This is a genomic window from Rheinheimera muenzenbergensis (assembly GCF_036984005.1).
GTDB lineage: Bacteria > Pseudomonadota > Gammaproteobacteria > Enterobacterales > Alteromonadaceae > Alishewanella > Alishewanella muenzenbergensis.
Map to the genome: position 1 here is coordinate 1 of NZ_JALAAR010000024.1, position 25,567 is coordinate 25,567.

At 49.9% G+C, this 25,567-nt stretch carries 24 protein-coding genes; 10 read left to right on the plus strand and 14 right to left on the minus strand.

Annotated features, from left to right (window positions below):
- Window positions 1–51: 51 nt before the first annotated feature.
- The 13 genes from MN202_RS18945 to MN202_RS19005 form a co-directional block, all read right to left on the minus strand.
- Entirely contained in the window at window positions 52–1,395 is a 1,344-nt protein-coding gene (locus MN202_RS18945; RefSeq protein WP_335737712.1) for a GmrSD restriction endonuclease domain-containing protein, read from the minus strand.
- An 812-nt stretch (window positions 1,396–2,207) separates the two neighbouring features.
- Entirely contained in the window at window positions 2,208–2,474 is a 267-nt protein-coding gene (locus tag MN202_RS18950) for a DUF2442 domain-containing protein (protein ID WP_335737713.1), read from the minus strand.
- Between the two features lie 10 nt (window positions 2,475–2,484).
- Entirely contained in the window at window positions 2,485–2,751 is a 267-nt protein-coding gene (locus MN202_RS18955) for a DUF4160 domain-containing protein (RefSeq protein WP_335737714.1), read from the minus strand.
- A 222-nt stretch (window positions 2,752–2,973) separates the two neighbouring features.
- Window positions 2,974–4,377, minus strand: coding sequence for a serine hydrolase (locus MN202_RS18960; RefSeq protein ID WP_335737715.1), 1,404 nt, complete (start codon window positions 4,375–4,377; stop codon window positions 2,974–2,976).
- Between the two features lie 111 nt (window positions 4,378–4,488).
- On the minus strand, window positions 4,489–5,667 hold the full coding sequence (locus MN202_RS18965; RefSeq protein ID WP_335737716.1) for an ATP-binding protein: 1,179 nt from the start codon (window positions 5,665–5,667) through the stop codon (window positions 4,489–4,491).
- A 212-nt stretch (window positions 5,668–5,879) separates the two neighbouring features.
- The gene (locus tag MN202_RS18970; RefSeq protein ID WP_335737717.1) at window positions 5,880–6,302 is read right to left on the minus strand and encodes an IS1096 element passenger TnpR family protein; all 423 of its coding nucleotides are present in this window, start codon (window positions 6,300–6,302) and stop codon (window positions 5,880–5,882) included.
- Between the two features lie 34 nt (window positions 6,303–6,336).
- Window positions 6,337–6,603 (minus strand): DUF2442 domain-containing protein, encoded by a 267-nt coding sequence (locus tag MN202_RS18975; RefSeq protein ID WP_335737718.1) that lies wholly within the window; start codon window positions 6,601–6,603, stop codon window positions 6,337–6,339.
- 10 nt (window positions 6,604–6,613) lie between these two features.
- Complete coding sequence (locus tag MN202_RS18980) at window positions 6,614–6,772, minus strand: DUF4160 domain-containing protein (RefSeq protein WP_335737750.1); 159 nt, start codon at window positions 6,770–6,772, stop codon at window positions 6,614–6,616.
- Between the two features lie 65 nt (window positions 6,773–6,837).
- A complete protein-coding gene (locus MN202_RS18985) occupies window positions 6,838–7,263 on the minus strand; it encodes a hypothetical protein (protein WP_335737719.1) in 426 nt (141 codons plus the stop codon).
- Between the two features lie 97 nt (window positions 7,264–7,360).
- Window positions 7,361–7,810 carry a GNAT family N-acetyltransferase gene (locus tag MN202_RS18990; protein ID WP_335737720.1) on the minus strand — a complete coding sequence of 150 codons (450 nt, stop codon included), beginning with the start codon at window positions 7,808–7,810 and terminating at the stop codon, window positions 7,361–7,363.
- Between the two features lie 395 nt (window positions 7,811–8,205).
- Window positions 8,206–8,541 carry a hypothetical protein gene (locus MN202_RS18995; protein ID WP_335737721.1) on the minus strand — a complete coding sequence of 112 codons (336 nt, stop codon included), beginning with the start codon at window positions 8,539–8,541 and terminating at the stop codon, window positions 8,206–8,208.
- Between the two features lie 201 nt (window positions 8,542–8,742).
- Window positions 8,743–9,234: a nuclear transport factor 2 family protein gene (locus MN202_RS19000; protein WP_335737722.1), complete on the minus strand. Its 492-nt coding sequence runs from the start codon at window positions 9,232–9,234 to the stop codon at window positions 8,743–8,745.
- 119 nt (window positions 9,235–9,353) lie between these two features.
- Window positions 9,354–9,812 carry a hypothetical protein gene (locus MN202_RS19005; RefSeq protein WP_335737723.1) on the minus strand — a complete coding sequence of 153 codons (459 nt, stop codon included), beginning with the start codon at window positions 9,810–9,812 and terminating at the stop codon, window positions 9,354–9,356.
- A 283-nt stretch (window positions 9,813–10,095) separates the two neighbouring features.
- Here MN202_RS19005 and cysM point away from each other — a divergent pair, with 283 nt between their 5' ends.
- The 8 genes from cysM (at window position 10,096) to MN202_RS19045 (ending at window position 19,337) form a co-directional block, all read left to right on the plus strand.
- Window positions 10,096–10,980, plus strand: a complete 885-nt coding sequence (cysM, locus tag MN202_RS19010) for a cysteine synthase CysM (RefSeq protein WP_335737724.1) — start codon at window positions 10,096–10,098, stop codon at window positions 10,978–10,980.
- Between the two features lie 159 nt (window positions 10,981–11,139).
- Window positions 11,140–12,423: a porin gene (locus tag MN202_RS19015; RefSeq protein ID WP_335737725.1), complete on the plus strand. Its 1,284-nt coding sequence runs from the start codon at window positions 11,140–11,142 to the stop codon at window positions 12,421–12,423.
- A gap of 39 nt (window positions 12,424–12,462) precedes the next feature.
- Window positions 12,463–14,091 carry a BCCT family transporter gene (locus tag MN202_RS19020; protein WP_335737726.1) on the plus strand — a complete coding sequence of 543 codons (1,629 nt, stop codon included), beginning with the start codon at window positions 12,463–12,465 and terminating at the stop codon, window positions 14,089–14,091.
- Window positions 14,092–14,127: 36 nt separating this feature from the next.
- Entirely contained in the window at window positions 14,128–16,011 is a 1,884-nt protein-coding gene (locus tag MN202_RS19025) for a DUF294 nucleotidyltransferase-like domain-containing protein (protein WP_335737727.1), read from the plus strand.
- A 2-nt stretch (window positions 16,012–16,013) separates the two neighbouring features.
- The gene (locus tag MN202_RS19030; RefSeq protein ID WP_335737728.1) at window positions 16,014–16,766 is read left to right on the plus strand and encodes a 3'-5' exonuclease; all 753 of its coding nucleotides are present in this window, start codon (window positions 16,014–16,016) and stop codon (window positions 16,764–16,766) included.
- A 62-nt stretch (window positions 16,767–16,828) separates the two neighbouring features.
- A complete protein-coding gene (locus MN202_RS19035) occupies window positions 16,829–17,326 on the plus strand; it encodes a DUF4442 domain-containing protein (RefSeq protein ID WP_335737729.1) in 498 nt (165 codons plus the stop codon).
- 78 nt (window positions 17,327–17,404) lie between these two features.
- Complete coding sequence (locus MN202_RS19040; protein ID WP_335737730.1) at window positions 17,405–18,295, plus strand: DMT family transporter; 891 nt, start codon at window positions 17,405–17,407, stop codon at window positions 18,293–18,295.
- A 151-nt stretch (window positions 18,296–18,446) separates the two neighbouring features.
- Window positions 18,447–19,337, plus strand: a complete 891-nt coding sequence (locus MN202_RS19045) for a hypothetical protein (RefSeq protein ID WP_335737731.1) — start codon at window positions 18,447–18,449, stop codon at window positions 19,335–19,337.
- On the opposite strand, the gene MN202_RS19050 is transcribed toward MN202_RS19045, so the two are convergent.
- A complete protein-coding gene (locus tag MN202_RS19050; protein ID WP_335737732.1) occupies window positions 19,306–20,985 on the minus strand; it encodes a methyl-accepting chemotaxis protein in 1,680 nt (559 codons plus the stop codon). The genes MN202_RS19045 and MN202_RS19050 overlap by 32 nt on opposite strands.
- A gap of 200 nt (window positions 20,986–21,185) precedes the next feature.
- On the opposite strand from MN202_RS19050, the gene MN202_RS19055 reads away from it, so the two are divergent.
- Both MN202_RS19055 and MN202_RS19060 read left to right on the plus strand, forming a co-directional pair.
- Window positions 21,186–23,069 carry an alpha-amylase family protein gene (locus MN202_RS19055; RefSeq protein WP_335737733.1) on the plus strand — a complete coding sequence of 628 codons (1,884 nt, stop codon included), beginning with the start codon at window positions 21,186–21,188 and terminating at the stop codon, window positions 23,067–23,069.
- Between the two features lies 1 nt (window position 23,070).
- Window positions 23,071–25,488 carry a glycoside hydrolase family 31 protein gene (locus MN202_RS19060; RefSeq protein ID WP_335737734.1) on the plus strand — a complete coding sequence of 806 codons (2,418 nt, stop codon included), beginning with the start codon at window positions 23,071–23,073 and terminating at the stop codon, window positions 25,486–25,488.
- Window positions 25,489–25,567: the final 79 nt, after the last annotated feature.

Genomic DNA, 25,567 nt, shown 5'->3' on the forward strand with positions numbered 1-25,567 from the left:
TTCATGCAGAATCTCCTGCGTTTATGTTACGAGAAAATTCTACTTTTGACGTCAGTTATTTTTAGGGGGTATTACCCCATCAGCAAAATCAAACCCCCCAGATTTTAGGCCAACAGCAAGGATGGCTCTAGCTAAGCGATCTTTTCTATATGGCCAGCCAGAGGACTTAATATCTTCGATTCCTGCTATAGGGTATTGCGCTTCGTCAAAGATTTCTGGATCACCGCTGCCAGTGCTAATAACGCTCAGCAACTCTTTATAATCAGCGAAAGCGCGACTATTGGTTGTTCGATCATATCTTTCAGTGAAGAAAGAACGCCAAATGTACTTTCTAAGAATCGAACGAATTTCCCCCTCTTTATCCAGACCTTCATCTGCTTTCCCCCACAAGGCAGCAAGCACATAAACAACTACATCACTAGGAAGGCGCCTAGAGTCCAAAATCTTTTCATCTGTAAGAAATGAAATTGCCTTTTTTATGCCTGTTTTAATGGTTGGCCAATTTTTATCAAATGAAGACGAGAAATCACTTAAAAGGTATGTTCCTTTAGAAGGGAGTTTATTACCTACTAGCGCAGCGACAGCGAGGACAATATCTTCTGGATCGTTATATCTAGTTAAATATGGGACATCTTTCTTTAATTCCTCGATGTAGCCATGAAGAGATTTTCCGGATGCTGCCTCAATTTGTGCTACAACAATGTCAAATGGTGTAAGTGGCGATGAAGAAGTATTCATTTGGATAAATACATCCAACGCAACTTCTGGCTTGGTTGAAACTGGTAACGATAAAAACGGGATGTTAAATATTGCGAACTTATTCCTGAGCTTATTCCCAAGATCGCTTATTTCCAAAAGTTTATCCATATCTCCAATGGAAGCTTCTTTGGCCCAAGCTTTGAATGCTTTCTCAGCATCGGTATCGGGACGCAAAAGATGCACTGGTATATACTTGCGCTGCCATAGTTCACTAGGGGAATTGGCCCACAAAGGATATTTCTCACCATTTTTCTCGTATCTAGAAATTGAGGTTGCAAAAAATGGAAGCTCTAGATCTTCATCTTCCTCCACTTTAATTAAGTAAGTTCTATCCTCGTATAGATCGTTTAAAGCCCTCCAGAACGAAGTTAGCCGCTGTTGTCCGTCCAAAAGATGCTCAATAATTTTCTCACCTTCCGAGGGCGCTCCCACGATTGGTCGAGATATGAATGGTTCCTTCTCTCCAATTTCTAAAGTTAAAATTGCTCCTGCCGGAAGTTCTTTAAGTACAGTGTTCAGTAAAGAAGAAATCTGTCCATAGCTCCAAGCCTCAAATCTTTGGAAGCGCGGAAGTACAATTTGTCTTGTCCGAATGCGCGTCATCCAATCCGGTAATGCTCTATTTCTCGCTTCCATTATCTTTCCTTTCGGGTACGTACTTAGGCCGCCTTGCTCTAAAAATATTATTAGAAGGCAAAATCCCTGCATTCACCGAGGGAGTTTCCCTTCTATCTTGCTTTTACATCCTGCTAAACTAGCCAACATTTGCTGCTAAATCAACAACATCTTCGCTATCAGTTATGACACTGAAGGCCCCAGGGTCAAAGGCCTCAGGGTCAGAAAGGCCTCAGGGTCAAAAGGCCTCAGGGTCAGGTCTTGCTTTTTGCAAAAGGCCTCAGGGTCAGGTCTTGCTTTTTGCTATCCACCCCAAAAGGCCTCAGGGTCAGGTCTTGCTTTTTGCTATCCACCCTAAAATTGGTTTTTGTGACCGGAGCACAACTTCAGGGTCAGGTCTTGCTTTTTGCCACTCCCTCCGAAAAAAGTCAAAAGACAAGACCTGGCCCTAGGGGCCCACAAAAAAGCGAAGCTTTTTTTGTCCGCTGGCTTGCCTTGTTAGGTGCCTTTTTTCTCAAATTATCTCGAGGGTCAGATCCAATTGTTACAACTTACCTGAGCCGCTTAACCGCCGCCGAGTGAAGCTAGCTAATTTTAAACTTGCGTTACATTTACCTAAAAAATGAATTTGGTCAAGAAACGTTGAGGGGCAGAACTTATTGTTAATTGTCAGAAAAGCCAGCTTTCAGTGAAAAACTTCTATTTGATCATGGTCAGTGACTTAGTCAGTTTTTATCGCAAAACAGCCTCCGCCAGCATGGATGCCGCGTACTAAAGATATATTTATTGTTTGAATCATAGAAAATCTGAACCTTAATCAACTAACAGTGCTACTAAGCGGTAACTGTCGTCACTTTTTCAGCTGTTGAACGTTGGCTTTTGCTGTAAACAAACTCTGGAGAAAGGTCCACTCCGGCATCCCACTCTATGGTGTCAAATGAAACCCGAACCCGGTTAAATACTGCCACGTCTTGCAACCGCTTAAATACGCCGAAATCCAAATAGGGTTTCATATCCAAAATGCCTTTTTCGCCGTTATCAAAACTCACTGCCAACATATAGTTATCCAGCGGCGTTACCGTTTTCACAGATGGATACATAATTCACCTCTCACTGTAATGGTTGGATCTTGAATGGTTCTTCACCGTTCATTACCAACTCCCAATCGGCCGTAAGTTCATCCTGATGCAGCTCAGCCCATGCCAACACAAGTTTAGTTTGCTTCTTTGGCAAATTACCCTGAATTACCTCGCATGTACGGATATCAATTGTTGCCTTATGTTCGCCATAGTAAACATGGAAATGTGGCGGCGGATGCTCTTTTGGCGCAAAGTACATCCGAACAATGATGCCGTAGAACATTGAGATTGTAGGCATAAAATTTATCCAGTCCAACAGATATATCGAAGCTTAGATGCTCTCGTTAGACAGCACTAATTTCTGTAATGCCTTTTCGGGTGAAATTGCAGGGTTTCATCACTTACGTTATTACACAGGTTCAGCAAAAGGGGCGAAGACAATTAAAGGCGAACTGAATTAATCCTATGTATTTCTGGCAAATATTAGCTCCGCCCTTTTACTCACTGAATTTATGCCAACTCAGTTTCCATCCGCTTTATAGTTATTGGCATTAAATTGACTGTTAAAGCCCGGTTTAAGCGCGGTGGCTTGGTCAAAAGCGCTACGGGCTTCGGCTTTAAGGCCGGCACTGAAATAACCAAAAGCCAGGCCATCAAAAACTTCAGGGCTTGTCGGGTAACGCTCTGTCAAATAGGCAAACAAGGGTATAGCACTTTGTGCATCTCCGGCTGCCACCAACTCGCGCGCCAAATCAGTTATTACCTTACCGGCAAAGGTTTGATAACCGGCATCTTTGTAGGCAGATTCAAACTGGGCTTTAAATGCTTTATCACCAAGTTGCTGATACAGCTGCCAGCTAAAAATCACCGGCGGCGGTTTTATCTCAGGGTAGGTGCCGCTGCAAAACACACTGTGTAATCTCATCGATATTTCTTCAGCTACCAGACGGTCGGTATTTGCCAGTACCAATAGCCAAACATCGTTAGCAAAGTCCAGCTCTACTGCGGTACTGACACCTTTGCCGCCGCCAAAGGCAACCCAGTGTTGCTGATCTTTTTGCAACGCCCGAAAATGCTGTAATGCTGCTGCCGACAATAAGCGCTTTGCTTTAAACAGCTGCTGATAAAAGCCATACAGTTCAAACACATTCATCTGCCCACCACCGGCAGCGGATTTATGCTCTTGTTCATTCGCAGCGACGGCGATACGTTTAGCATCAGCATTAAAATGATAAGGCGTGGCAAGCGCTGCACTTTGACCAAGCTGTTCTGTTGTCAGAGTCGTGCGGGCAGGCACTAAGATATTTTGCTCCAACAAGTTCCAGTAAGATTTACCGCTGATTTTTTCCAGAATAGCGCCAAGCACAATGTAACCGTAATTGGAGTAACGCCGATCGGTGCCGGGTTCAAACAACAAGGGTGTGTTTTTCAGTATGGTCAGCTTCTTTTCTGCACTGTCGAAGGCTGCCGGGTTCTGACGGTATTCAGCGGTAAAAATGTCAGCAAAACCAGAACGGTGTTCCAGCAGGTGCTGCACTGTGATGTTGTTTACCAACTCGTTGGCGAAACCAAGCGAAAACTTATTCAGTGTGTCATCAAGCCGCAACAGCTTTTTATCGACAGCTTGCAGCACCAGCACGGCCGTCAAATCTTTTTGCACCGAACCAATATCAAAACGTGTTTGCATGGTTATGGGAATTTGGGCTTCATCGTTGGCATAGCCGCCGGCCAGCGCCGTAACGACCTTGTTGTCCTTCACCACCAACACGCTACCGGAAAACCAGTTTAGCTGCTGATACTGCTGCACTATATCAGATACAACAGTATCAGACACAACAGCATCAGGCGCCGCACCATTGGGCTCTGCGCGAAGTGGCAACAGGGTTAAGCTGATAACCAGCAAAGAGAAATAGACTTGTTTCATTTACATCCTTGTAAGCTACAGATTTGGGTTCTAAGGTCAGAGTACTATTTATTGCTGCTTTGTTAAACAAGCTAACCTGCTTTGCCTGGTTTACCAATAACCTGCTGTTGGCTAACCTTCAACCGTCTTCTTTTGCCGCCGCATAAACTCCGCAAAAAGTGGCACAGTAAAATTCAGATAGCCATGCTCAGTACTATAAATCATGCCTTTGTGGATGATGCTCGCTCTGGTTGGCCCAAGAGATGATTGGCTTCGTCCCATTGCATTTGCTATATCTGCCATCGAATAGGGACCATCACCCAATTCAGACATTTTTTCTACGAATAGCACTTCTGATTTAGTTAATCGGTCCAGTCGAACCCTGAAGAACCCGTTATCAAGTGAAGCCAGCGTTTCTGCATACGACAATTGCACATCCTCCAAGGTAATTTCTGGCCCCTTGGCATTGTTCCATGCTGTAGAAGCCCACTCCTGAAGAAAAAAAGGATAGCCTTTAGTGTCTTCAACGATTTCACTAAGCGCATCCGGATGAATTGAAGCCCCCTCATCTAGTATCGGCTTTTCTATGGCTTGAATGGCTGGTAACGGGTCGAGTGCATCAACAGGTGGATACAAGAAAAGCCTCTCTGCATATGATTTTGCCTCTCCTGCCAGACGAGCAACCTGCGGCAGGCCCGCACCGACCAGAAGTACTGGAAGCCCCTCTTGAGACATGCGATGAAGAGCAACTATCAGTGCTGATAAATCTGCTTCCGAGAGGTACTGCACTTCATCGATCAGCAAGATCCATCCTTTGTCTACTGCCTTAGCTGCCCGACCAATTAACTCGAAAATATCAGGCAGGTCGTATTGGATATTTCCGCTATCTGCAAGTCCAGGCTCCGGCTCTACGCCAATTTCCACACCTGAAATGTCAATTTTGAACATAGCCGCGAAATTTCGCAGCCCCTTCAACCCTCGTTCGGCAAGCTGCCGAGCTGCCGCTAATCCTGAAAGTGAGCGCATCACCTTGCGCATTTCCGGATATAGGAGGCGCGCAAGCGTTTCCCGCTCAGGAGACTCAACCTTGGATACTATGAGCCCTTGATCCCTGGCGATCTTGCCAATTTCGTTTAACAGCACTGTTTTGCCGGTTCCCCTTAACCCCAAAAGCATGATGGAACGAGCGCTCCGATCTTTTAAGGTTCGGCCACAAGAGATTTTGGCAGCATTTAGGATTTCATCACGGCCTGCAAGTTCAGGTGGTCTACTTCCCGCGCCAGGTGCAAAAGGATTGATGTATGGATCCATGTCAACATCCTTAAAAGAATACTAAAATCGCAAAAATTAAGCAGAGTATAGCAAAATATAGCTATATATAGCTATATATAGATTGGTATAGCAAAATTCGCTATATACCACTATCAATAGGTATATTTACTATTTTGGCCTATAAACGAAATCAGGTTGAAAACGTTTGCTTCTGGCATAAAGACGATCGCAGTTTATCGACCAATCCGTATTCACTCTTCATCCCAGTCGGGGTACTGATCTGGCTTAGTGCCCTCTTCAGCAATTACCCGCGGGTACGTTATTCCGGTTTCAGCTGCATGCGGTTTCTTCCGGCTTTTCGTTAACTGAAATAACCAGCTATCGCCATAGTCAAACATGTAAAACACTTTTTTGCCTGTGGCCGCTGCAAACACTTGCGCTATGGTGGTGTCGACAATGCTGTCATCATCGCAATCATAGCGGTGCAGCTTTTTTCCGCGGTAGGAATTCGCTATATAAAACTCAAACATGTGGTCGTTATCAAATTCGACGGCCTGCTGAATAGCATCATGCAGGTCTTCCAAACTGTGATCTGCCGGAATTTCGATATCGCAACTCCAGTCTCCGCCAGCATGGATGCCGTGTACCAAAGATATATTTATTGTTTGAATCATAGAAAATCTGAACCTTAATCCACTAGCAGTGTTTCTAAGCGGTAACCGTCGTCACTTTTTCAGCTGCTGAACGTTGGCTTTTGCTGTAAACAAACTCAGGGGCAAGATCTACTCCGGCATCCCACTCTATGGTGTCAAATGAAACCCGGACCCGGTTAAATGCTTCGACATCTTGCAACCGCTTAAATACACCGAAATCCAAATAGGGTTTCATATCCAAAATGCCTTTTTCGCCGTTATCAAAGCTCACTGCCAACAGATAATTATCCAGCGGCGCTACCGCTTTCACAGACGGATACATAATTCACCTCTCACTGTAATGGTTGGATCTTGAATGGCTCTTCACCGTTCATTACCAACTCCCAATTGGCCGTAAGTTCATCCTGATGCAGCTCGGCCCATGCCAACACAAGTTTAGTTTGCTTCTTTGGCAAATTACCTTGAATTACCTCGCATGTACGGATATCAATTGTTGCTTTCCAGCGGAGGCCACGCTGTTTGTAGCCGGATTAAAGCTCAGCAATTTGTTATATTTTCACAATCCTAAAAAGCTCCAAAATGACTTTTTTGTAGCTGGCTGGGCAATCGGTTTGCCAAACTCATCAAACAAGTCGGCATCCAGTGAAGCAGCAATTTTTAATAGTGAGCTGATTTCAGCTTCGGTAGCATTGGTAATTTTAATTTCGTCACCGTCAAACAGTAAATCGACAATATTTTCACTGCCTTCTAATTTCAGATAAAAGTGGTAGTGAAAACTTGAGTCGGCAACTACCTGCTCAAACTCACCATCATGATGGATATCGTTAATTTCATTCTGCCTGGTAACCATTTCGCCAACATCCATACCAGGACGCTCAACCGGCATATAAAGATCAGGATTTACATCCGCTTCATGCATAACTTCGTGCAGTTTTAATGATTCCAAGCGTTTGATTTGTTCACTATTTCGTTGAATCTTCACATCACTCTCCCTGAAATAAAACGCCCGCCATAAAGCGAGCAATATGTTGCGGATTCAGCGGCCACAGGCCGCGATGTTTAAGGCGCTTGTCTGCAAATTAACCTGCACTAGAAAATGCCGAACGATATTTAACAAAGCCACGCTTTACCGCCCCTTTAAAACCTTGCCTTTCAAAAAAGGTGTGCGAATCTAACCGTTGCGAAGAGCTAAGAAGCATAATCTTTGAGCAGTTTGTACTGACGCAAAAAATTTCTATTGCCTCGAATAAGGCAGTGCCAACACCCAGCCCGCGAGTAGCAACATCAACAATCACGTTTTCTACTACCGCAAACGGCTGGTTACGAAACATAACATCAGAACACAATGACACCAGCGCACTCCCGACAACATTACCCTGGTAGTCACAGACAAATAACTTTGAGCGCGTATCGTCATAAAGCGCCTGTATTTGTTCTGGCTCCACCTCTACAGCAGGGTTACTAACCAACTGGTTATACAACTCAGACAATCTTAAAGCATCTTCAGGCTTTGCTTCACGAACTATCAAACGAACACCTACCTTCCTGAATTGTTAACGCAAAGCTTTAAGGTGGCTGAACGCAGCGAAGGCATTCCCGTGGAGGCCGCGTTGTTTGTAGCTGGTACGACATTCGGCAATTTGCTATGCATTTTCTTTAGCCTTTGGCACCTTAAGCCGCATACAAAACAGAACCATTACACCGCACATTAAACCAGTAGCTAAAGAACCGCTTAGGCCTGCATTTATGAAAAATGGCTTGATCAAAAGGGCACTGGCTACAGCCGGAATGAATAATATTGCCAACCATTTAGGGCTTACATATAACTGGATGGGATTAGTGCATTTTGGGCAAACCTTAGCTTTGCCAAATTTGTTCATTTCTTTTGAGAATACGCTAACTGATTCGGAACAATGTGGACACTTCATATGCTACCTCCTTGTATTTCATAAATCATTGACCAAATAAAGACCAAAACCAAGATGAAAATTATTGAATATAAAGGCATTTTCTTGATGACGTAATTTCTTGCATCGCCAGGGCGGGTCATCCATGTTAATAACTTTGAGATGAACGAAATTCTCTTCCTCTCTACTTTGTCGCCTTTCGCGACGAAGTGGTACTTCTTACTCACGAACACGCCACCATAATTCCGTAAATCTGTTTCTAACTCGCGTTGCTCATGATCAATTGCAGCTTCGTTATCGGCGATTACTTTTGTTATGCGCAGCAATACTTTGCCGTCATCGGTTTCCTTCATTGAGCACTCAACAGGGTTTGTTCTTTCATGAACGTACCTGAACCCACCCCGCGCCGACCGGTCAGATTGAAACAGGAACGTAAACATTATTGGCACTTTGTTGGTATTAATGCTCTTCAATCAGTTGTATCCATGAACTCTCAAAAAATATATCGCGTGAATTATACCGCACCGCTAAGCGGTGTCGGTTGGAATGAATTGTTAGGGCTCATTTGCAGGTCGGTGACCATAACTAAGCACCCGGGTGAGCTGCCATTTGCCATTCTGCTCGCGCCAGATCATGGTGAAGTCAGCTAAGCCTTCGCACACACCACTCGAAAACTGACAGAAACGATGCGAGCCCTGTGCAATGGCGCCAAAGCTCTTAATTGGATAGACCTTCAGCGAACCCGCCACGAGCTCACGACTGAATTTGCCGCAGACATTCTTGCGAGTGCCCGAGATCATATCCTCACGAGTCCACGTGACCCCACCATTATCATGATAGAACTCCACGTCGGCTGCAAAGTAACTGGCGTGTTTCTCAAGTTGCCCTGACTCGGAGCAATGGTTGAATGCATCGAACACCGCCGTATCCAGCGCTGCAACAGTGTTGTAGAGGCTTTCGTGCTCGGGCGCAGTCTCTGCATTGGCACTAAAGAAGGTTATGGTTGCCGCCAAGACAGCAACCAAGGCAATGTTCGTAAATGTCATAAAATCAAAGATTCCTGAATGTAGGTTGCAAGCCCTGACGCCGCATTAAACGGCACAAAATAGCTGGCTAAAATTAGCGACGCAGCAGTACAAGCCAGCTGTGTTTCGTGTCCTTATGCTTAAAGGATTTGTTCTAAGCAGCCTGCTTGATTACCAAAGCTTGCTCCGTCATATGGCGCAAGCGATTCTATATAACTTATTGATATAAAATTACTTTTAGTGCTTAAAAGGCGTTTTGACGGATTAACGGCTTTAAACTTGCCTACAACCCTAACCAGTTTACCTTCAAATGCGTCGGTTAAATTTTTAGCTTGAGCTTCACCCTTCTCGCTATCATAAGCAACCATTGCTGCTTCAAAAGGCTGAGAAATAGCATTTTCATAGGCCTTGGCTAAGTAGCTGGCGTGATCAAGGTAAAGCTTACCACCTTCATACTCAATGCTAATTACACCGACTGTTTGAATGCATTTTCTATCATACTTTTCGGGTGAAGACAGCAGGCTTACAAAAGGCACTGTTTCAACAGCAACACTCGAAAATGCCATCATCAATAAAAATATGTTGAGAAATTTACTCATATCTAAAAGTGCTTATAACGCATTTTCGACGAGTCGCCCCTTACTCAAACACGGGTTGAACCGTCTTTGTAAATTTTATGCTGTAAACATTACATGGCTTATTTACAACATTCAACATATTACGGGTACAGTTGCTATATGTAAAAGCTGCAAGTACGAGTTAAGCCGACGCGCCTTGCCGCTAAGTCACTGTGTTTTGTATTGGCAGTAGCATGATTAACAGCGGCTGTGCTTTGCGCTACACTGTCGCCAGTTTATGTCTTGCTAATTTAAGGTCCTGCCAATGAGCTTTCCCAGCATTGAACATCTTGTCGGCCAAACCCGTTTGGTAAAGTTGCAGCGCATGGCGGCGCATACCAACAGCACTGTATTGTTAAAGCTGGAGGGCGATAACCCGGCCGGTTCGGTAAAAGACCGCCCGGCGCTGAATATGCTGGTGCAGGCGGAATTGCGCGGTGATATCAAACCCGGTGACCGGATTATTGAAGCCACCAGCGGCAATACCGGCATTGCTTTAGCGATGGCGGCAGCGATTAAAGGCTACGCCATGACGCTGATTATGCCGGATAACGCCACCGAAGAGCGCAAAAGCGGTATGCGCGCTTATGGCGCCGAGCTTATCCTGGTAACCAAAGAGCAAGGCATGGAAGGTGCGCGCGATTTAGCCCTGCAAATGCAAGCTGAGGGTAAAGGCATAGTGCTGGACCAGTTTAATAACCCGGATAACCCGGCGGCGCATTATGCCAGTACCGGACCGGAGATTTGGCAGCAAAGCCAGCAGCAGGTTACGCATTTTGTTAGCAGCATGGGCACTACCGGCACCATTATGGGCGTGTCACGCTATTTAAAGCAGCAAAACCCGGCTATCCAGATAATTGGCCTGCAACCGGCCGAAGGCGCCAGCATTCCCGGTATTCGCCGCTGGCCCGAGGCGTATTTGCCGGGCTTCTTCGATAAAAGTCGGGTTGATCAGATCATTGATATTACTCAGGACGATGCGTTAACCGCCATGCGCCGTTTAGCCCGTGAAGAAGGCATTTTTGCCGGCGTTAGCTCCGGCGGTGCCGTGCATGCGGCGATACAACTGGCTGAGCAACTCGACAAAGCGGTAATCGTGGCGATTATTTGTGACCGCGGCGATCGCTATTTATCCTCCGGTATCTTTTAACCCTAAGCGTTAACTTTGCCCCGGCCGACGCTCTGTTGGCCTGCCATGCGGCCAACTTTTTGACCGGATTAGTTGGCCGCGTAATTTGGCCTTAACCTCAGTTTGCGCTATCCTTTAAAGCCCTCCTGCTTTAAATCTGATACAAAATAAGGATTTACTATGTTCTCACTTCGCAGTATCAGTCTGATTGCTGCCGTTGGGCTATGCCATTTTTCGGCCCAAGCTACTGAAACCGACGACATTAAACAACAACTGGCGACGCTAAAGGCGCAAATTGCTGCATTGGAACAACGGCTGGCAGAGCAGGAAGTGGCCAACGAAAAGGCCACTGTAATGCTGGCACAGCAACAGGCTACTGCAGCTGACGATGAAGCTGAAACTGACGGTATTAAACTCGGCGGTGCTATCCGCACCAATTACAGCCACACCTCCTACAGCGACGGCAATAAAAACCGCGGCGGCGACTTTGCTTTTGATATTTTCCGGCTGAATTTAAACGGTAGCATCGGCGATGTGCTGCTTAATGCCGAGATCCGCTTTTTCGATTATATGACCGCGGTTAAATACGCCTATGTTGGCTACCAGTTAACCGATGACTGGCAGGTGCAGGCCGGTATTACCCAGGTGCCGTTTGGTAACTGGCCGTATAATTCGCATAACTATTTCTTCAGTACCAATTATTACCTGGGGCTGGAAGATGATCATGACCTGGGCCTGCTGTTTAAACGCCGACTGGCCGACAACTGGCAGCTGGATTTAGGCTTTTTTAAAAATGATGAACTCGGTGGCGTCGATGGCTATGTTAGCAGCCGCGCCGATCGTTATTCATATGACGTAGTTGGTTACCGTCAGGGTGAAGATGGCATTTACGACGACCCGGCGCAGCCAGTTGGCGAATACAACACCTTCTCTGGCCGCTTTGCTTATCAATTTGAACACCGCAGCGACTTTAGCACTGAGCTGGGGTTATCTGCGCTGGCCGGTGGCCTGCATAACGGCAGCTCGCGCGCCGGCAGCTACAACGCCTGGGCACTGCACTTAAATAGCCATTACCAGCGCTGGAACCTGCAATTGCAACATGGCGAATACCATTACGACATCGACGATATTGACCGTATGGCCGTTGGTGCCTATGCCTTTTACGACAGCATTGCCGCCAAAGCCAAAACCAGCACCATTAACCTGGCCTACAGCCTGCCCGTCGAGTGGGGGCCGGTTAGCGGGCTGCAGTTTTATAACAACTATGGTTTGGTGTACGACAAATCCGACAACAGCCGCGACACCATGATGAACGTCACCGGTGTTTCTGTCGCTGCCGGCGGCTTATTTACCTATTTTGACTTGGTGCATGCCCGAAATCAGCCTTTCGTTGGCGGCAGTGCGGCCGGCGACAGCAGCGAAATTGAGCGTCGTTTTAACATTAACATCGGCTACTACTTTTAACCGCTGCTGCGGCTTTGAACCCATAACAAGGACAACAGCATGACAGATTATAAAGATCCGATGATCCCGGATGGCAAAGTTAACCCGATAGACACCGATTATCAGATAGGTCAGGACAATATCCTGATCAAGGTCGGCCCTTTTGGTTTAGATATTCATAACAGAGTGTTTTTAATCTCCGCGCTGGTGGTGGTGCTGTTTGTGGTACTGACCATCAGCTTTCAGCAACAGGCCGAGCCGGTGTTCAGCAGCATGCGCGGCTGGCTTACCAGCAAGCTGGATTGGTTTTTTATTTCCGCCGCCAATATTTTTGTGCTGCTGTGTCTGGGGTTAATAGTGTCGCCGCTGGGCAAGGTGCGCCTGGGTGGTACCGAGGCCACACCGGATTTTGGCTACGCCGGCTGGTTCTCGATGCTGTTTGCCGCCGGCATGGGCATAGGCCTGATGTTTTACGGCGTATCAGAGCCGCTGTCACATTTCAGCAGCGCTTACGGTGGTGTTAGCGTTACCGACGGTGTGCGCACCGACTGGGCGCCACTGGCCGGTGCGGCCGGCGATGCGTTAGCGGCCGAGCGCTTAGGCATGGCGGCGACTATTTATCACTGGGCGCTGCATCCGTGGGCCATTTACGCCATTTTGGCGCTCGGTTTGGCGCTGTTTTCCTTCAACAAGGGCTTGCCACTGACCATACGTTCAGTATTTTACCCGCTGCTGGGTGAACGTATCTGGGGCTGGCCCGGCCACATTATTGATATTCTGGCGGTGTTTGCCACCTTGTTTGGTTTGGCCACGTCCCTGGGGCTGGGCGCGTCACAAGCCGGCGCCGGCTTGCATTATCTGTTTGACTGGCCGCAAGGCAGTACCACGCAAATCCTGCTGGTAATAGGCATTACCGCCATAGCGCTAACGTCAGTCTTGGCCGGGCTGGAAGCCGGGGTAAAACGCTTATCTGAAATTAATATGCTGCTGGCGGCGCTGTTACTGCTGTTTGTCATTATTGCCGGGCCAACGCTGGCTATTGCCAGCGGCTTTGTCGCTAACCTTGCGGCTTACCTGCAGCATTTACCGGCATTGGCTAACCCACTGGGCCGCGAAGATGTTAATTTCTCGCAGGGCTGGACCGCATTCTACTGGGCCTGGTGGATCAGCTGGTCGCCTTTTGTCGGCATGTTTATCGCCCGGGTGTCGCGCGGCCGCACTGTGCGCGAGTTCTTAATATCAGTATTGCTGATCCCCTCTTTGGCCTGCGTACTGTGGATGACGGTATTTGGCGGCACAGCCATCAGCCAGGTGGTGCAGCAAGGCTATCAGGCGGCGGCCAGTGCTGAGTTGCCACTGCAACTGTTTGCCATGTTAGATGTATTGCCACTGGCGCAAATCAGCTCTTTTATTGCCATTATTCTGGTGGTGGTGTTTTTTGTTACCTCGTCCGACTCCGGCTCGCTGGTTATCGACACCATTGCCGCCGGCGGCAAAGTTAATGCGCCAACGCCACAACGGGTGTTTTGGTGTACCTTTGAGGGCCTGGTCGCCATAGCGCTGATTTTAGGCGGTGGCCTGGTAGCGTTACAGGCGATGGCGGTATCGACCGGCTTTCCGTTTACGCTGGTGTTGCTGGCCGCCTGCGTGGCGGTGGTAAAAGGCCTGATGTCCGAACCCAGAGCCTGATGCCACGGTAAATATGCAGGCAGGAATATAAGCACGATGGAAATAGAGCAAATTGAAATATTGCAGTTTCTGCAGCGGCATTCACCGTTTCAGGAGTTGCCGCCCGAGCAGCAGCTGTTGTTGGCGCAAAGTATTAATGTCGGCTATTTTCAGGCCGGCAGCGAGATACTGCGCTATAACGAGCCGCTGCAAGCGCTGCATCTTATTCGCAGCGGCGCGGTAGAAACCTTCCGTCGTAATGGCGATTTATATAACCGCTTAAGCGAAGGCGGTATTTTCGGCGAGCAAGGCCTGTTGCGTGGCGGCAAGGTGCGTTTTCCGGCCAGCGCACTGGAAGACACGCTAATTTATTTTATTCCCGAGCAGGTATTTCAGCAGCTGTTTGACAGCAATGAGTTTTTTGCCGATTACGTGGAAGTGGGCGATACCGAGCGGCGTAAATCGACCAAAGCAGCCAAGCAGGCCGAAGCCGATTTACTCAGTGCCAAAATCAGTACCCTGCTGCAGCGTCAGCCGGTATGTCTGCCGGCCAGCGCCAGTGTCTGGCAGGCTGCGCAAACGATGACCGAACATGGCGTGTCCTGCCTGCTTATTTTGCACGATGGCAGCACTGAGCAAGGCCCTGAAAAAGCTGCTAAGCGAGGTACCTTGGCCGGTATTATTACTGACCGCGACATCCGCTCACGCTTGGTGGCACCCGGGCTGAAGTCTGAAATCTGCGTCAGCGATATCATGTCTACCGCTTTGATCACCATTGAGCAACAACAGTATCTGTTTGAAGCCATGATGCTGATGTTGCGCCACAATGTGCATCATCTGCCGGTGTTACAACAGGCAAAGCCAGTGGGCGTGCTGGCGTTGTCGGATATTATCCGTTACGAGTCGCAAAACAGCTTATTTGTCGTCAGCAGTATTTTTCGCCAGCAGTCGGTAGACGAGCTCAGCGCCCTGAGTAAAGACGTTAAAGCCTGCTTTGTACGGATGGTAAATGAAGACGCCAATTCACATATGATCGGCAGCGCCATGGCCGCCATTGGCCGCAGTTTTAAACAGCGCCTGCTGGAGCTGGCCGAGCAGCAGCTTGGCCCGCCGCCGTTACCCTATTGCTTTTTAGCACTGGGCTCAATGGCACGCGACGAGCAGCTTATTGTTACCGATCAGGACAATGCTCTGGTGCTGGATAACCGCTTTGAACCGGCGCAGCACGATGCTTATTTTCAGCAACTGGCCGCCTTTGTCTGTGATGGCCTGGCAGCCTGCGGTTACAGCTATTGCAGCGGCAATATTATGGCGACCAATGCCCAGTGGCGCCAGCCGCTTAGGGTATGGCAGCAGTACTTTACCGATTGGATAGAACAGCCCAGTGCTGAACGTTTGCTGCATGCGAATATTTTCTTCGATTTAGACGCTGTCTGGGGTAAAACCCAATGGGGCGATGAGTTAAACCAGCTTATCGCCAGCACAGCAAAAAGCCGGCCGCAGTTTCTTGCCTGCATGACACGCAATGCGCTGCAGCGCACGCCGCCTCTGGGCTTTTTTAAAGACTTTGTGATGGAAAACGACGGCCGGCAAAATAACAGCCTGAATATTAAACGCCGTGGTACGGCACCGATGGCGGATCTGATCCGGGTGCATGCGCTGGCCATTGGCTCGGCCGCCAGCAACTCCTTTGAACGGCTGCGCGATATTATCGCGGCTAAGGTGCTGCCGAATGGTCGCGGTGAAGATTTACGCGACGCCTATGAAGTGATCGCCATGACACGCATCCGCCAGCAAGCGTTGGCATTGCAGGCCGGTGAAACACCAGACAACAATGTGGTGCCGGAGCGGTTATCGGAATTTGAGCGCAAGCATTTAAAAGAAGCCTTTTCGGTGCTGAGTAATGCGCAGAAGTTTCTTAAATTTCACATGCGGGCCTAAAGATGTTGTATTTGGGCCCTTCGGCATTAAAACAGCCGGCCAGCCAACGCTATGATCCGGCCATCAGCGACTGGCAGCAGTACTATCAACAGCAGGCTGAACACAGCCAACATCCGTTGCTACAGCAGTTTTATCGGGCCGGCATGGTGGCGGCCGACACGCCAATCAGCAAGGTACCCTTGCTGGCACTGGATATTGAAACCACCGGGCTTAACCCGGCTAACAGCGGCATTGTCAGCATAGCGGTATTGCCACTGGACTTAACGCAAATTTATGCCTCAAAAGCCCGGCAATGGCTGTTAAAGCCCCGCTATGCCCTTAGCGATGAGTCGGTTACGCTGCACCGTATTACCCATTCCGATATTGCACAGGCGCCGGATCTCACTGCAGTATTACCGCAATTGCTGGCAGTGATGGCAGGCAAAGTGGTGATAGTGCACTACCGTGGCATCGAACGGCCGTTTTTGCACGCCGCTGTGCAAGCCCGGTTGGGGCAAGGAGTGTACTTCCCGCTAATAGATACTATGGCGCTGGAGGCAAGGTTACACCGGCGTAAAGCGCTTAGCCTGTGGCAACAACTGCGCGGTAAACAGCCGCTGTCTATCCGCCTGGCCGACAGCCGCTTACGCTACGGCTTACCGCCCTACCGGCCGCACCATGCCGCCACCGATGCGCTGGCCTGTGCCGAGTTATTTCGCGCCCAACTGGCAGCACGCTTTAGCCCCGATACGCCGGTTAGCCAGCTATGGTGTTAGGCGCTTGCATTTATTGCAGCCAGTTGGCATAGTGCGCAAAAGCCACCACAGGTCAGACCACAATGAGCCAAACAAAACCCAATAAACTGCAGCGCATCGTATCTAAGTGCTATCAGCTGCCAAAATCGTTGCAGGCCTTTGCGCTAAGCACAGTATTTGGCCGGGTCATTAAGTTTGCCGGCACCGCAGGCGTTGAAGTGTTAGAGCTAAAAGGTGCCCGCTCGGTGTTGCGGCTGAAAAACCGTAAAAAAGCGCAAAACCATATCGGCTCGGTACATGCTGCCGCCACCGGCTTACTGGCCGAATCGGCCACCGGCTTTTTAGTCGGCATTCACCTGCCCGACAGCAAGCTGCCGCTGCTAAAACAAATGCAGATTGACTATATCAAACGCTCCAGCGGTGACTTAACCGCAGTGGCCACGCTAACCGACGAGCAAATTGCGGCTATGCACAGCGAAGATAAAGGCGAAGTGACGGTAGCGGTAACCATCACCGACAGCTCCGGTATTGAACCGGTTAACGCTAAGATGACCTGGGCCTGGATACCGAAAAAGCGCTAACTTATAGCGGAATAATCTCTTTCGCCGGCGGCAGCTGACGTATAATGCCGCCATCCTGTTCTTGCCTGTAGCCCTGTTTTGTCATACGAATACCTTGCTCTGCTCGCCGCGGCCTGCTGGGCCGTCGGCAGCCTAATGTCAGCCACCGCCTCTACTCATTTAGGCGCCTTTGCCTTTACCCGCTGGCGCATGTTGTGTGCAGCAGTCATGTTGTGGCTGATTGCTGCAGTTAGCGGCGGCTGGGTAACCCTGGCGGTGGATAGTCTGGGCTTGCTGGTGCTGTCTGGCGTTATTGGTATTTTTATTGGCGATACGGCGCTATTTGCGGCGATGAACCGCCTCGGCCCGCGCCGGGCCGGAGTGCTGTTTGCTACCCACAGCTTATTTTCCGTGATACTGGCGTACTTTTTTCTTGGCGAAACCCAGTGGGGCTGGACATTAGTCGGCAGCAGCTTGCTGGTTAGCGGCGTAATGACGGCAATATTTTTCGGTAAACGCAAAACCGAGCTGCACGCCTGGGAAGCCAATCAAAGCCAGCTTAGGTCCGGCGTCGCGCTCGGTTTGTTGGCAGCGCTATGTCAGGCCGTGGCCACCTTAATGCTAAAGCCATTGATGGAAACAAACATCGACGCTATTGCTGCATCAGCAGTACGTATGAGCACGGCTTTTACGCTGCACCAACTGATTTTTATGCTGGGCTTTCGTGTCGCCCAGGCTTATTTACCTATGACCAAAAAGATCTTTCTGCTGGTACTGGCCAACGCCGCACTGTCGATGGTACTGGGCATGACCTTAATCTTGTATGCGCTGCGTTATGGCGATGCCGGTATGGTAGCGGTGTTATCCTCGGTCAGCCCGGTGCTGGTGCTGCCACTGCTGTGGCTGGTGTACAAACGCAGCCCAGCCTGGGGCGCTTGGTTTGGAGCTTTGCTAACGGTGGCCGGGACTTTGCTGATACTCCAGCACTAAATGGCATTTTCTTACATCTGTATTCGCTTCAGTAAGATCAAGGCATAAGCGGATGCCTTTACTTTAATTGCTGCCGGTTCTGGTTAATACTGGGTCAGTCCGGATGTTGATACTAAACATCTGCCCGCAGAGATTTTCGCCGGAGGTCAGCATGAAATTTTTCCGCCAACTAAGTCCGCTGCATCGTGCTGTCACCCTAGTCTGCTGTATAGCATTGCTGGCGGCGGCTATTTATTCCGGCCTGTTGCAACAACGTCTGGTTAATCCCTTACTGGCACCGTTAGATGACACTGCCAATAGCGCGCTTAAACAGAGTTTAGTGTTAAGCAGTGCCTCTTTTGCCACCGCGCGTTTAATCGATCGCGGTATTGCCTTTGTATCAGAAGCCGAGGTCGGTGTTGGCGTGGCCAGTGTTAAACCGGGCCAGTTATTAAAGCCGCTGCAGGATATGGCGGTACGCTACTCTGATTTAATGGTGCTGGCGATGACATCGATTGGCTTACAGCTGTTTTTACTGGAATTTGGCAAGTTGGCCGCACTGCCACTGTTTGGCAGCGGCATTGTAGTGTGTTGCATCAGCTTGCTGTTGGGCCCGGCCAGTTGGCGCCGTAGCAGCACCTATTTGCTGCGTAGCTTTGTCGCGCTGTTAATCGTTATTCGTATCGGTGTGCCGCTGGCGGCCTTTGGCGTGGCCGAATTGTCCGACTGGGTATTAACGCCGCAACGTGTTGCCGCCGAAGCCGCACTGAGTGGCGAAACCGCCGCCCTGCAGCGGGTAGATCAGCCGTTACACAGTGCCGACGAGGGCTCGTTCAGCTGGTTACGCCAGATGGCAGCACAGGCCAATGACCTGTTTGCTGCGGTAAAAAGCTTTTCTGACAGCATGGTAGAAAAGCTGATCCAGCTTATCGTGGTGTACAGTTTACAAACGCTGATCTTTCCCTTGCTGTCACTTTACCTGCTGTGGCAACTGGGCCGCTGGTTTGTACGCCGGCCACTGGCTGCGCCTGTTACACCCGAAAGCGCGATACCAGTACGCTAAGCCGTTGCTCCAGCCCGGTTAGCTCGCCGGTCGATTTCGCCAGTTCAGACGCATTATTGGCCGCCTGATCGGCCAACTGGGCAATTTCATGAATACTGCGGCTAATATCCGCCGCTACAGCAGTTTGCTGCTCAGCGGCGGTGGCTATCTGAATATTCATCTGGGTAATGGTGCTGACCGATTTGGTAATGGTTTGCAGTGATTCGCTGGCTTTATCGGCCTGGGCCACCGTTTGCACCGACTGCTCTTTGCCGCGCTGCATAACCAGTACCGCCTCTTTGGTGCCCTGCTGAAACTGATTTATCATCTGCTGAATTTCATTGGTGCTTTGTTGGGTGCGGGTGGCCAGAGTACGCACTTCATCGGCCACCACGGCAAAGCCGCGGCCCTGCTCACCGGCGCGCGCTGCTTCAATGGCGGCATTTAACGCCAGTAAGTTTGTCTGCTCGGCGATGCCCCGGATCACATTCACTACCGAGCCTATCTGATCAGCATCCACGCCGAGTTTTTCTATAGTGTCGCCGGCACTGTTTACTTCATCGGCCAGTTTATTGATTGAAGCAATAGTTTGCGCCACACTTTGCTGGCCGCCTCCGGCTTCTTTGTCCGCTTCCTGGGCTGCGGTAGCCGCTAAACCGGCACTGGTGGCCACTTCCTGCACCGCCGTCGACATTTGATACACCGCTGCCGCTACCTGCGTGGTTTCTGCTTTTTGTGTTCCGGCGTCATTATCAGTTAGCTGCACAATTTGTTGCATGGTCGATGCAGCGTGGCTCAGCGCCGCCACCACTTGTTTTACTTCGCTGATAAGTTGCTGAATTTTTTGTGCAAACTCGTTAAAGCCGCGCGCAACCTCACCAACTTCATCGGCAGTATCTACCTGCAGCCGCTGCGTTAAATCGCCTTCGCCCTGGCCAATGTTAATGAGCGCCGCTGAGGCATTATGCAGTGGTTTAATCACCAGATTGGCAACAAACAGCGCCAGCGCAATGACCAGAGCCAATAGCACTATGGCGCTACCGACTATCATCAACAAGGTGTTGCGGATACGACTGCTAATTTCAGTCTGTTGCTGCGCAACACGCCGGTCAATATCGTCAATGTAAAAGCCGGAACCTAAGATCCAGCGCTTGGCATAAATAGCAGTGGCATAACCCAGCTTAGGCGTTAAACCGCCGCGGGTTTTCTCATCCCACATATACTCGACAAAGCCGCCGCCTTGCTTGCCGGCGTCAATCAAGTCACGGATCAGTAAAATGCCATTGGGATCTTTCAAATCAATCAAATTGCGGCCTTCCAGTGCCTGATTTGAGCCGTGTACTATATTTACGCCCTGCAAATCATAGACAAACATATAGCCATCATCGCTAAACTTCATCGCCCGCAGCACCGCCTTAGCCGCTTCCAGTTGCTCGGCTGTTGGCGCAGCATTATCAATGTAAGGCGCCACTGCGGTTGCGGCTATCGCCACATGGTGTTCCAGAGCGGCACGTTTTTCCTGCATCATATCGGCACGAAACTGCTGCACTTCTTCTTGCCCCAAGGCGCGCATCTGGCTATATACCAATAACATTAACGCCAGCACCACGGTGAGCATGGGCAAAACTGCCAATAGCAACATTTTGTTTTTCAAAGAAAAGTTAAACATAGACGCGCTCCGCTATATAGTTACAGCAAATAGATCCTGCTACAGCATAGTGGAAACAAACACGAAAGACAGTGGCATACGACCATAGTTGATAGTTCTGCTATCTGGTTATTGCATACGTATGCAACAGCTTAATGGCATCAAGCTGTAATACACTGGCTGAAATGACAATATAACTATAATCCAGACAGGGTAGACTTATGCGCCATACCGCCACCATACTGCTGCTAAGTGTCGCTGGCAGCCTGTTGCTGTCATGCAGCAAAGCACCGGAGCCCGCCATGCCAGAGGCAAGCGAAAACACCGCCATCACAGCATCACACAAAGTGGTGGTGTATCAGGTGTTTAGCCGTTTATTTGGTAACACTAACACGACCAATAAACCCTGGGGCAGCTTAGAAGAAAATGGCGTTGGCAAATTTGCCGACTTTACCCCGCAAGCATTACAGGCCATTAAAGCCATGGGCGTCAGCCACGTCTGGTATACCGGCGTGCCGCACCATGCGCTGGTGCGAGATTACAGCGCCTACGGCATTAGCCATGACGACCCGGACGTGATTAAAGGCCGCGCCGGCTCTCCTTATGCGGTAAAAGATTACTACAACGTCAACCCGGATCTGGCACTTGACCCGGCCAACCGGCTGGCCGAATTTGAAGCCCTGATTGCCCGTACCCATCAGCACGGCATGCAGGTGTTAATTGACATAGTGCCCAACCATGTCGCCCGCCAGTATCAATCGTTATCCAACCCTGCGGGCGTTTCCGACTTTGGTGCCAATGACGACACCAGCGTCGAGTACGCCCGCAATAATAACTTTTACTATGTACCAGGCACTGAATTTAGTGTGCCAACCTGGCCGGATAACTATAAAGTGCTGGGTGGTGACGCGCACCCGGCCGCCGACGGCAAGTTCGATGAAAACCCGGCTAAGTGGACCGGTAATGGCGCCCGCGCGGCCCAGCCCGCCTTTGATGACTGGTACGAAACGGTAAAAATTAATTATGGCGTCCGGCCGGATGGCAGCTACGACTTTGACACACTGCCAGCCGATTACGCCGACCAAGACTGGCCGGCGCACTACGCTTTCTGGCAGGGCAAGGATGTACCGGATTCGTGGCTTAAATTCCGCGATATTACCCAGTACTGGTTAGCCAAAGGCGTAGACGGCTTTCGCTACGATATGGCCGAGATGGTGCCGGTAGAGTTTTGGAGCTATTTAAACTCGCATATTAAGCACACCAATCCCAACGCCTTTTTACTGGCCGAAGTGTATCAGCCACATTTGTACCGCGACTATATCCGCTTAGGCAAAATGGACTACCTGTACGACAAGGTTGAATTTTACGACAGCTTAAAACTGGTGATGCAGGGTAAGGGCCCGACGTCGGCACTGGTTGAAACCCAGCAACGCATGGCCGATATTGAGCATCATATGCTGCACTTTTTAGAAAACCACGACGAGCAGCGCATTGCCGCGCCGGAATTTGCCGGCGATGCCAAAAAAGGTCTGCCGGCCATGGTAGTGTCAGCCACTATCAGTACCTCACCCACCATGCTGTATTTTGGCCAGCATGTTGGCGAGCCGGGCGCCGCTGATGCCGGCTTTGGTAAGGCCAGCCGCACCACGATTTTCGATTACTGGGGCGTGCCACAACATCAAAAATGGATGAATGGCGGTAGCTTTGATGGCGGCGCGCTGAGCGGTGACGACAAAGCCTTGCATGCTTATTACCAGCGGTTACTCAGCTTTACCGCCAGCGCACCGGCGTTGATGGGCGAATATACTGAATTACACAGCGCGAATCTGGCGGCTAACACTGCCTATGGCGAGCAGCAACTGGCGTTTGCCCGTTACAGTGCTGAGCAAAAGCTGCTCATTGTCAGCAGTTTTAATGCCGACGCCCCGCTGCAATTCGACTTGGTCGTACCGGCGGCATTAATTAGCCAATGGCAGCTGGCTGATGGTCAGTACCCGCTTAGCGATAAATTAAACGGCGGCGAAACCAGCCTGACCGTAACAAATGGCGTTGGCAGCGTTGCGCTGCAACTGGCGCCTTTGGCCTCAGTCATTCTGGAGCTGTAATATGCGTTTACTTGGTATTGTTTTTAGTTTTCTTTGCTCAGGCGCCGTCTTTGCTGCCCAGTATCAGGCGCACCAGCTCGACGGTAATACGCTGCATATTCAAAGCGATAAGGGTAAGCTCAGCCTGCAGTTTTATCAGCCGGAAGTGGTGGAAGCCTTTTATCAGAATAACGGCGTCAAACAACTGCCATCGTTTTCGATTAGCCAGCAACCAGCGGCGCTGGCGCTCAGTGTGGCAGAAGCAGCCGACAGCTTAACCCTGTCCAGCGCAGCACTAACGGTAAAAATTAATAAAGCCCCACTGCGGCTCAGTTATTACCGCGGCGATCAGCTGCTACTGGCCGAGGAACAGGGCTATTTTGCGGCCGAAAACCAGCACGGTTTTCGTTTTGCGCTGAGTAAAGATGAAAAACTGCTTGGCGGCGGCCAGCGCGTACTGGGTATGGACAGGCGCGGCCAGACATTCCCGCTGTATAACAAAGCCCATTACGGCTATAGCACAGAGTCGAGCCAGATGTACTTTAGCCTGCCGGCGGTTATGTCGAGCAATAAGTACCTGCTGCTGTTTGATAACAGCGCTAAAGGTGAAGCCGACTTAGGCGCCAGCAACGCCGATATCATGCAGTTTAGTGCCGAAGGCGGCCGCAGCAGCTATGTCGTTGTCGCCGGCGATACTTACCCGGCGCTTATCAACAACTACACCGCCTTAACCGGCCGTCAGCCGTTGCCGGCGCGCTGGACCTTAGGCAACTATGCCTCACGTTTTGGTTACCGAAACGAGGCCGAAGCCCGGGCTGTAGTGCAAAAATTCCGTCAGCTAAAGCTGCCTCTCGATGCGTTGGTACTGGATTTATACTGGTTTGGCCCGGATATCAAAGGCCATATGGGTAACCTGGCCTGGGATCCAAATGCCTTCCCGCAACCGGAAAAAATGCTGGCAGATCTCAGCGCTGATGGCGTAAATACCATTTTGGTTACCGAACCCTTTGTACTGACCACGTCAAAACGCTGGCAAGAGGCGGTCGATGCCGGGGCCATCGCCTTGGGGCCGGATGGAAAAGCCAAAACCTTTGATTTTTACTTTGGCAATACCGGTTTAATCGATGTCTTTAATCCTGCAGCGCAGCAATGGTTCTGGCAAATCTACCAGGGTTTAGCCGAACAGGGTGTGGCCGGGGTCTGGGGCGATTTAGGCGAGCCGGAAGTGCACCCGGACGATACCGTGCATGCCATAGGTATGGCGAACGAGGTGCACAATGCTTTTGGCCATCAATGGGCCGATATGGTGTACAACGGCATGCGCCGTAATTTCCCCAAGCAAAGACCCTTTATCATGATGCGTGCCGGTGCGCCCGGCAGCCAGCGTTTTGGCATGGTGCCCTGGACCGGTGATGTCGAGCGCAGCTGGGGCGGGCTAAAACCGCAGGTCGAGCTGGCACTGAGCATGGGGCTGTTTGGTTTTGGCTATATTCATTCCGATTTAGGCGGTTTTGCCGGCGGCGAACAGTTTGATAAAGAACTGTATATCCGCTGGCTGCAATATGGTGTATTTCAGCCGGTATACCGGCCGCATGCGCAGGAGCATATCGCGCCGGAAATGGTGTTTCATGACAGCCACACTATTGAAACCCTGCGGCCCTGGTTGAATTTGCGCTATCAGTTACTGCCGTACAACTATACGCTGGCCTATCAAAATAGCCTAACCGGTATGCCATTAATGCGGCCGTTATTTTTTTATAAAGACAGTTTTGCTGATGCAGCAAACACCACCCTGATGGACGAGAAAAACAGCTACTTCTGGGGTGATGCCTTCTTAGTGGCGCCGGTAACCGAGCCTGGCGTAACAAGCTGGCCGGTACAGCTGCCCGGTGGTGTCTGGTTTGATTATTTCAATGGTCAACGTTACGCAGGCAACGGTAAGGTTGAAGTACCTGTTACGCTGGATACCATACCTGTGCTGGTTAAAGCCGGTAGCTTTGTACCGATGGCAGAACTGGTGCAAAGCACGCAGCACTATTCCAGCCGCAAGTTGACGTTGCATTACTACGCCGACAGCAGTGTAGACTGCGCCAAAGGCGAAATGTATGAAGACGACGGCAAAACGCCGGATGCCATTGTCAACGGTCAGTTTGAACGGCTGAATTTTTACTATCTTAAGCAAGACAGCGAGCAGAAATTTGAACTGCGCCGCAGCGGCGAATATGCCGGCAAACCAGAAAGCCGCGAGTTAACGCTGGTGCTGCATAACCAAAGCGCCACGCCTTCACATATCAGTGTCGATGGCCGATACGTACAATTGGTTCCGCAGCAAGCGCGCTTTAACCGCATGCAAAATGTCGCCTGGTACGATAAAGCCAGCAGGCAATTAAAGGTAAAACTGGACTGGCAGGCGGATAAGCAGCAAATTTTGATCCGCTAGCCGCCGCTCCGGTACGGTAAGCTATTCGCTACCGTGTCGGGCAATTTCCCCCTCAATTATTTCCGGCCAATATCGGCAA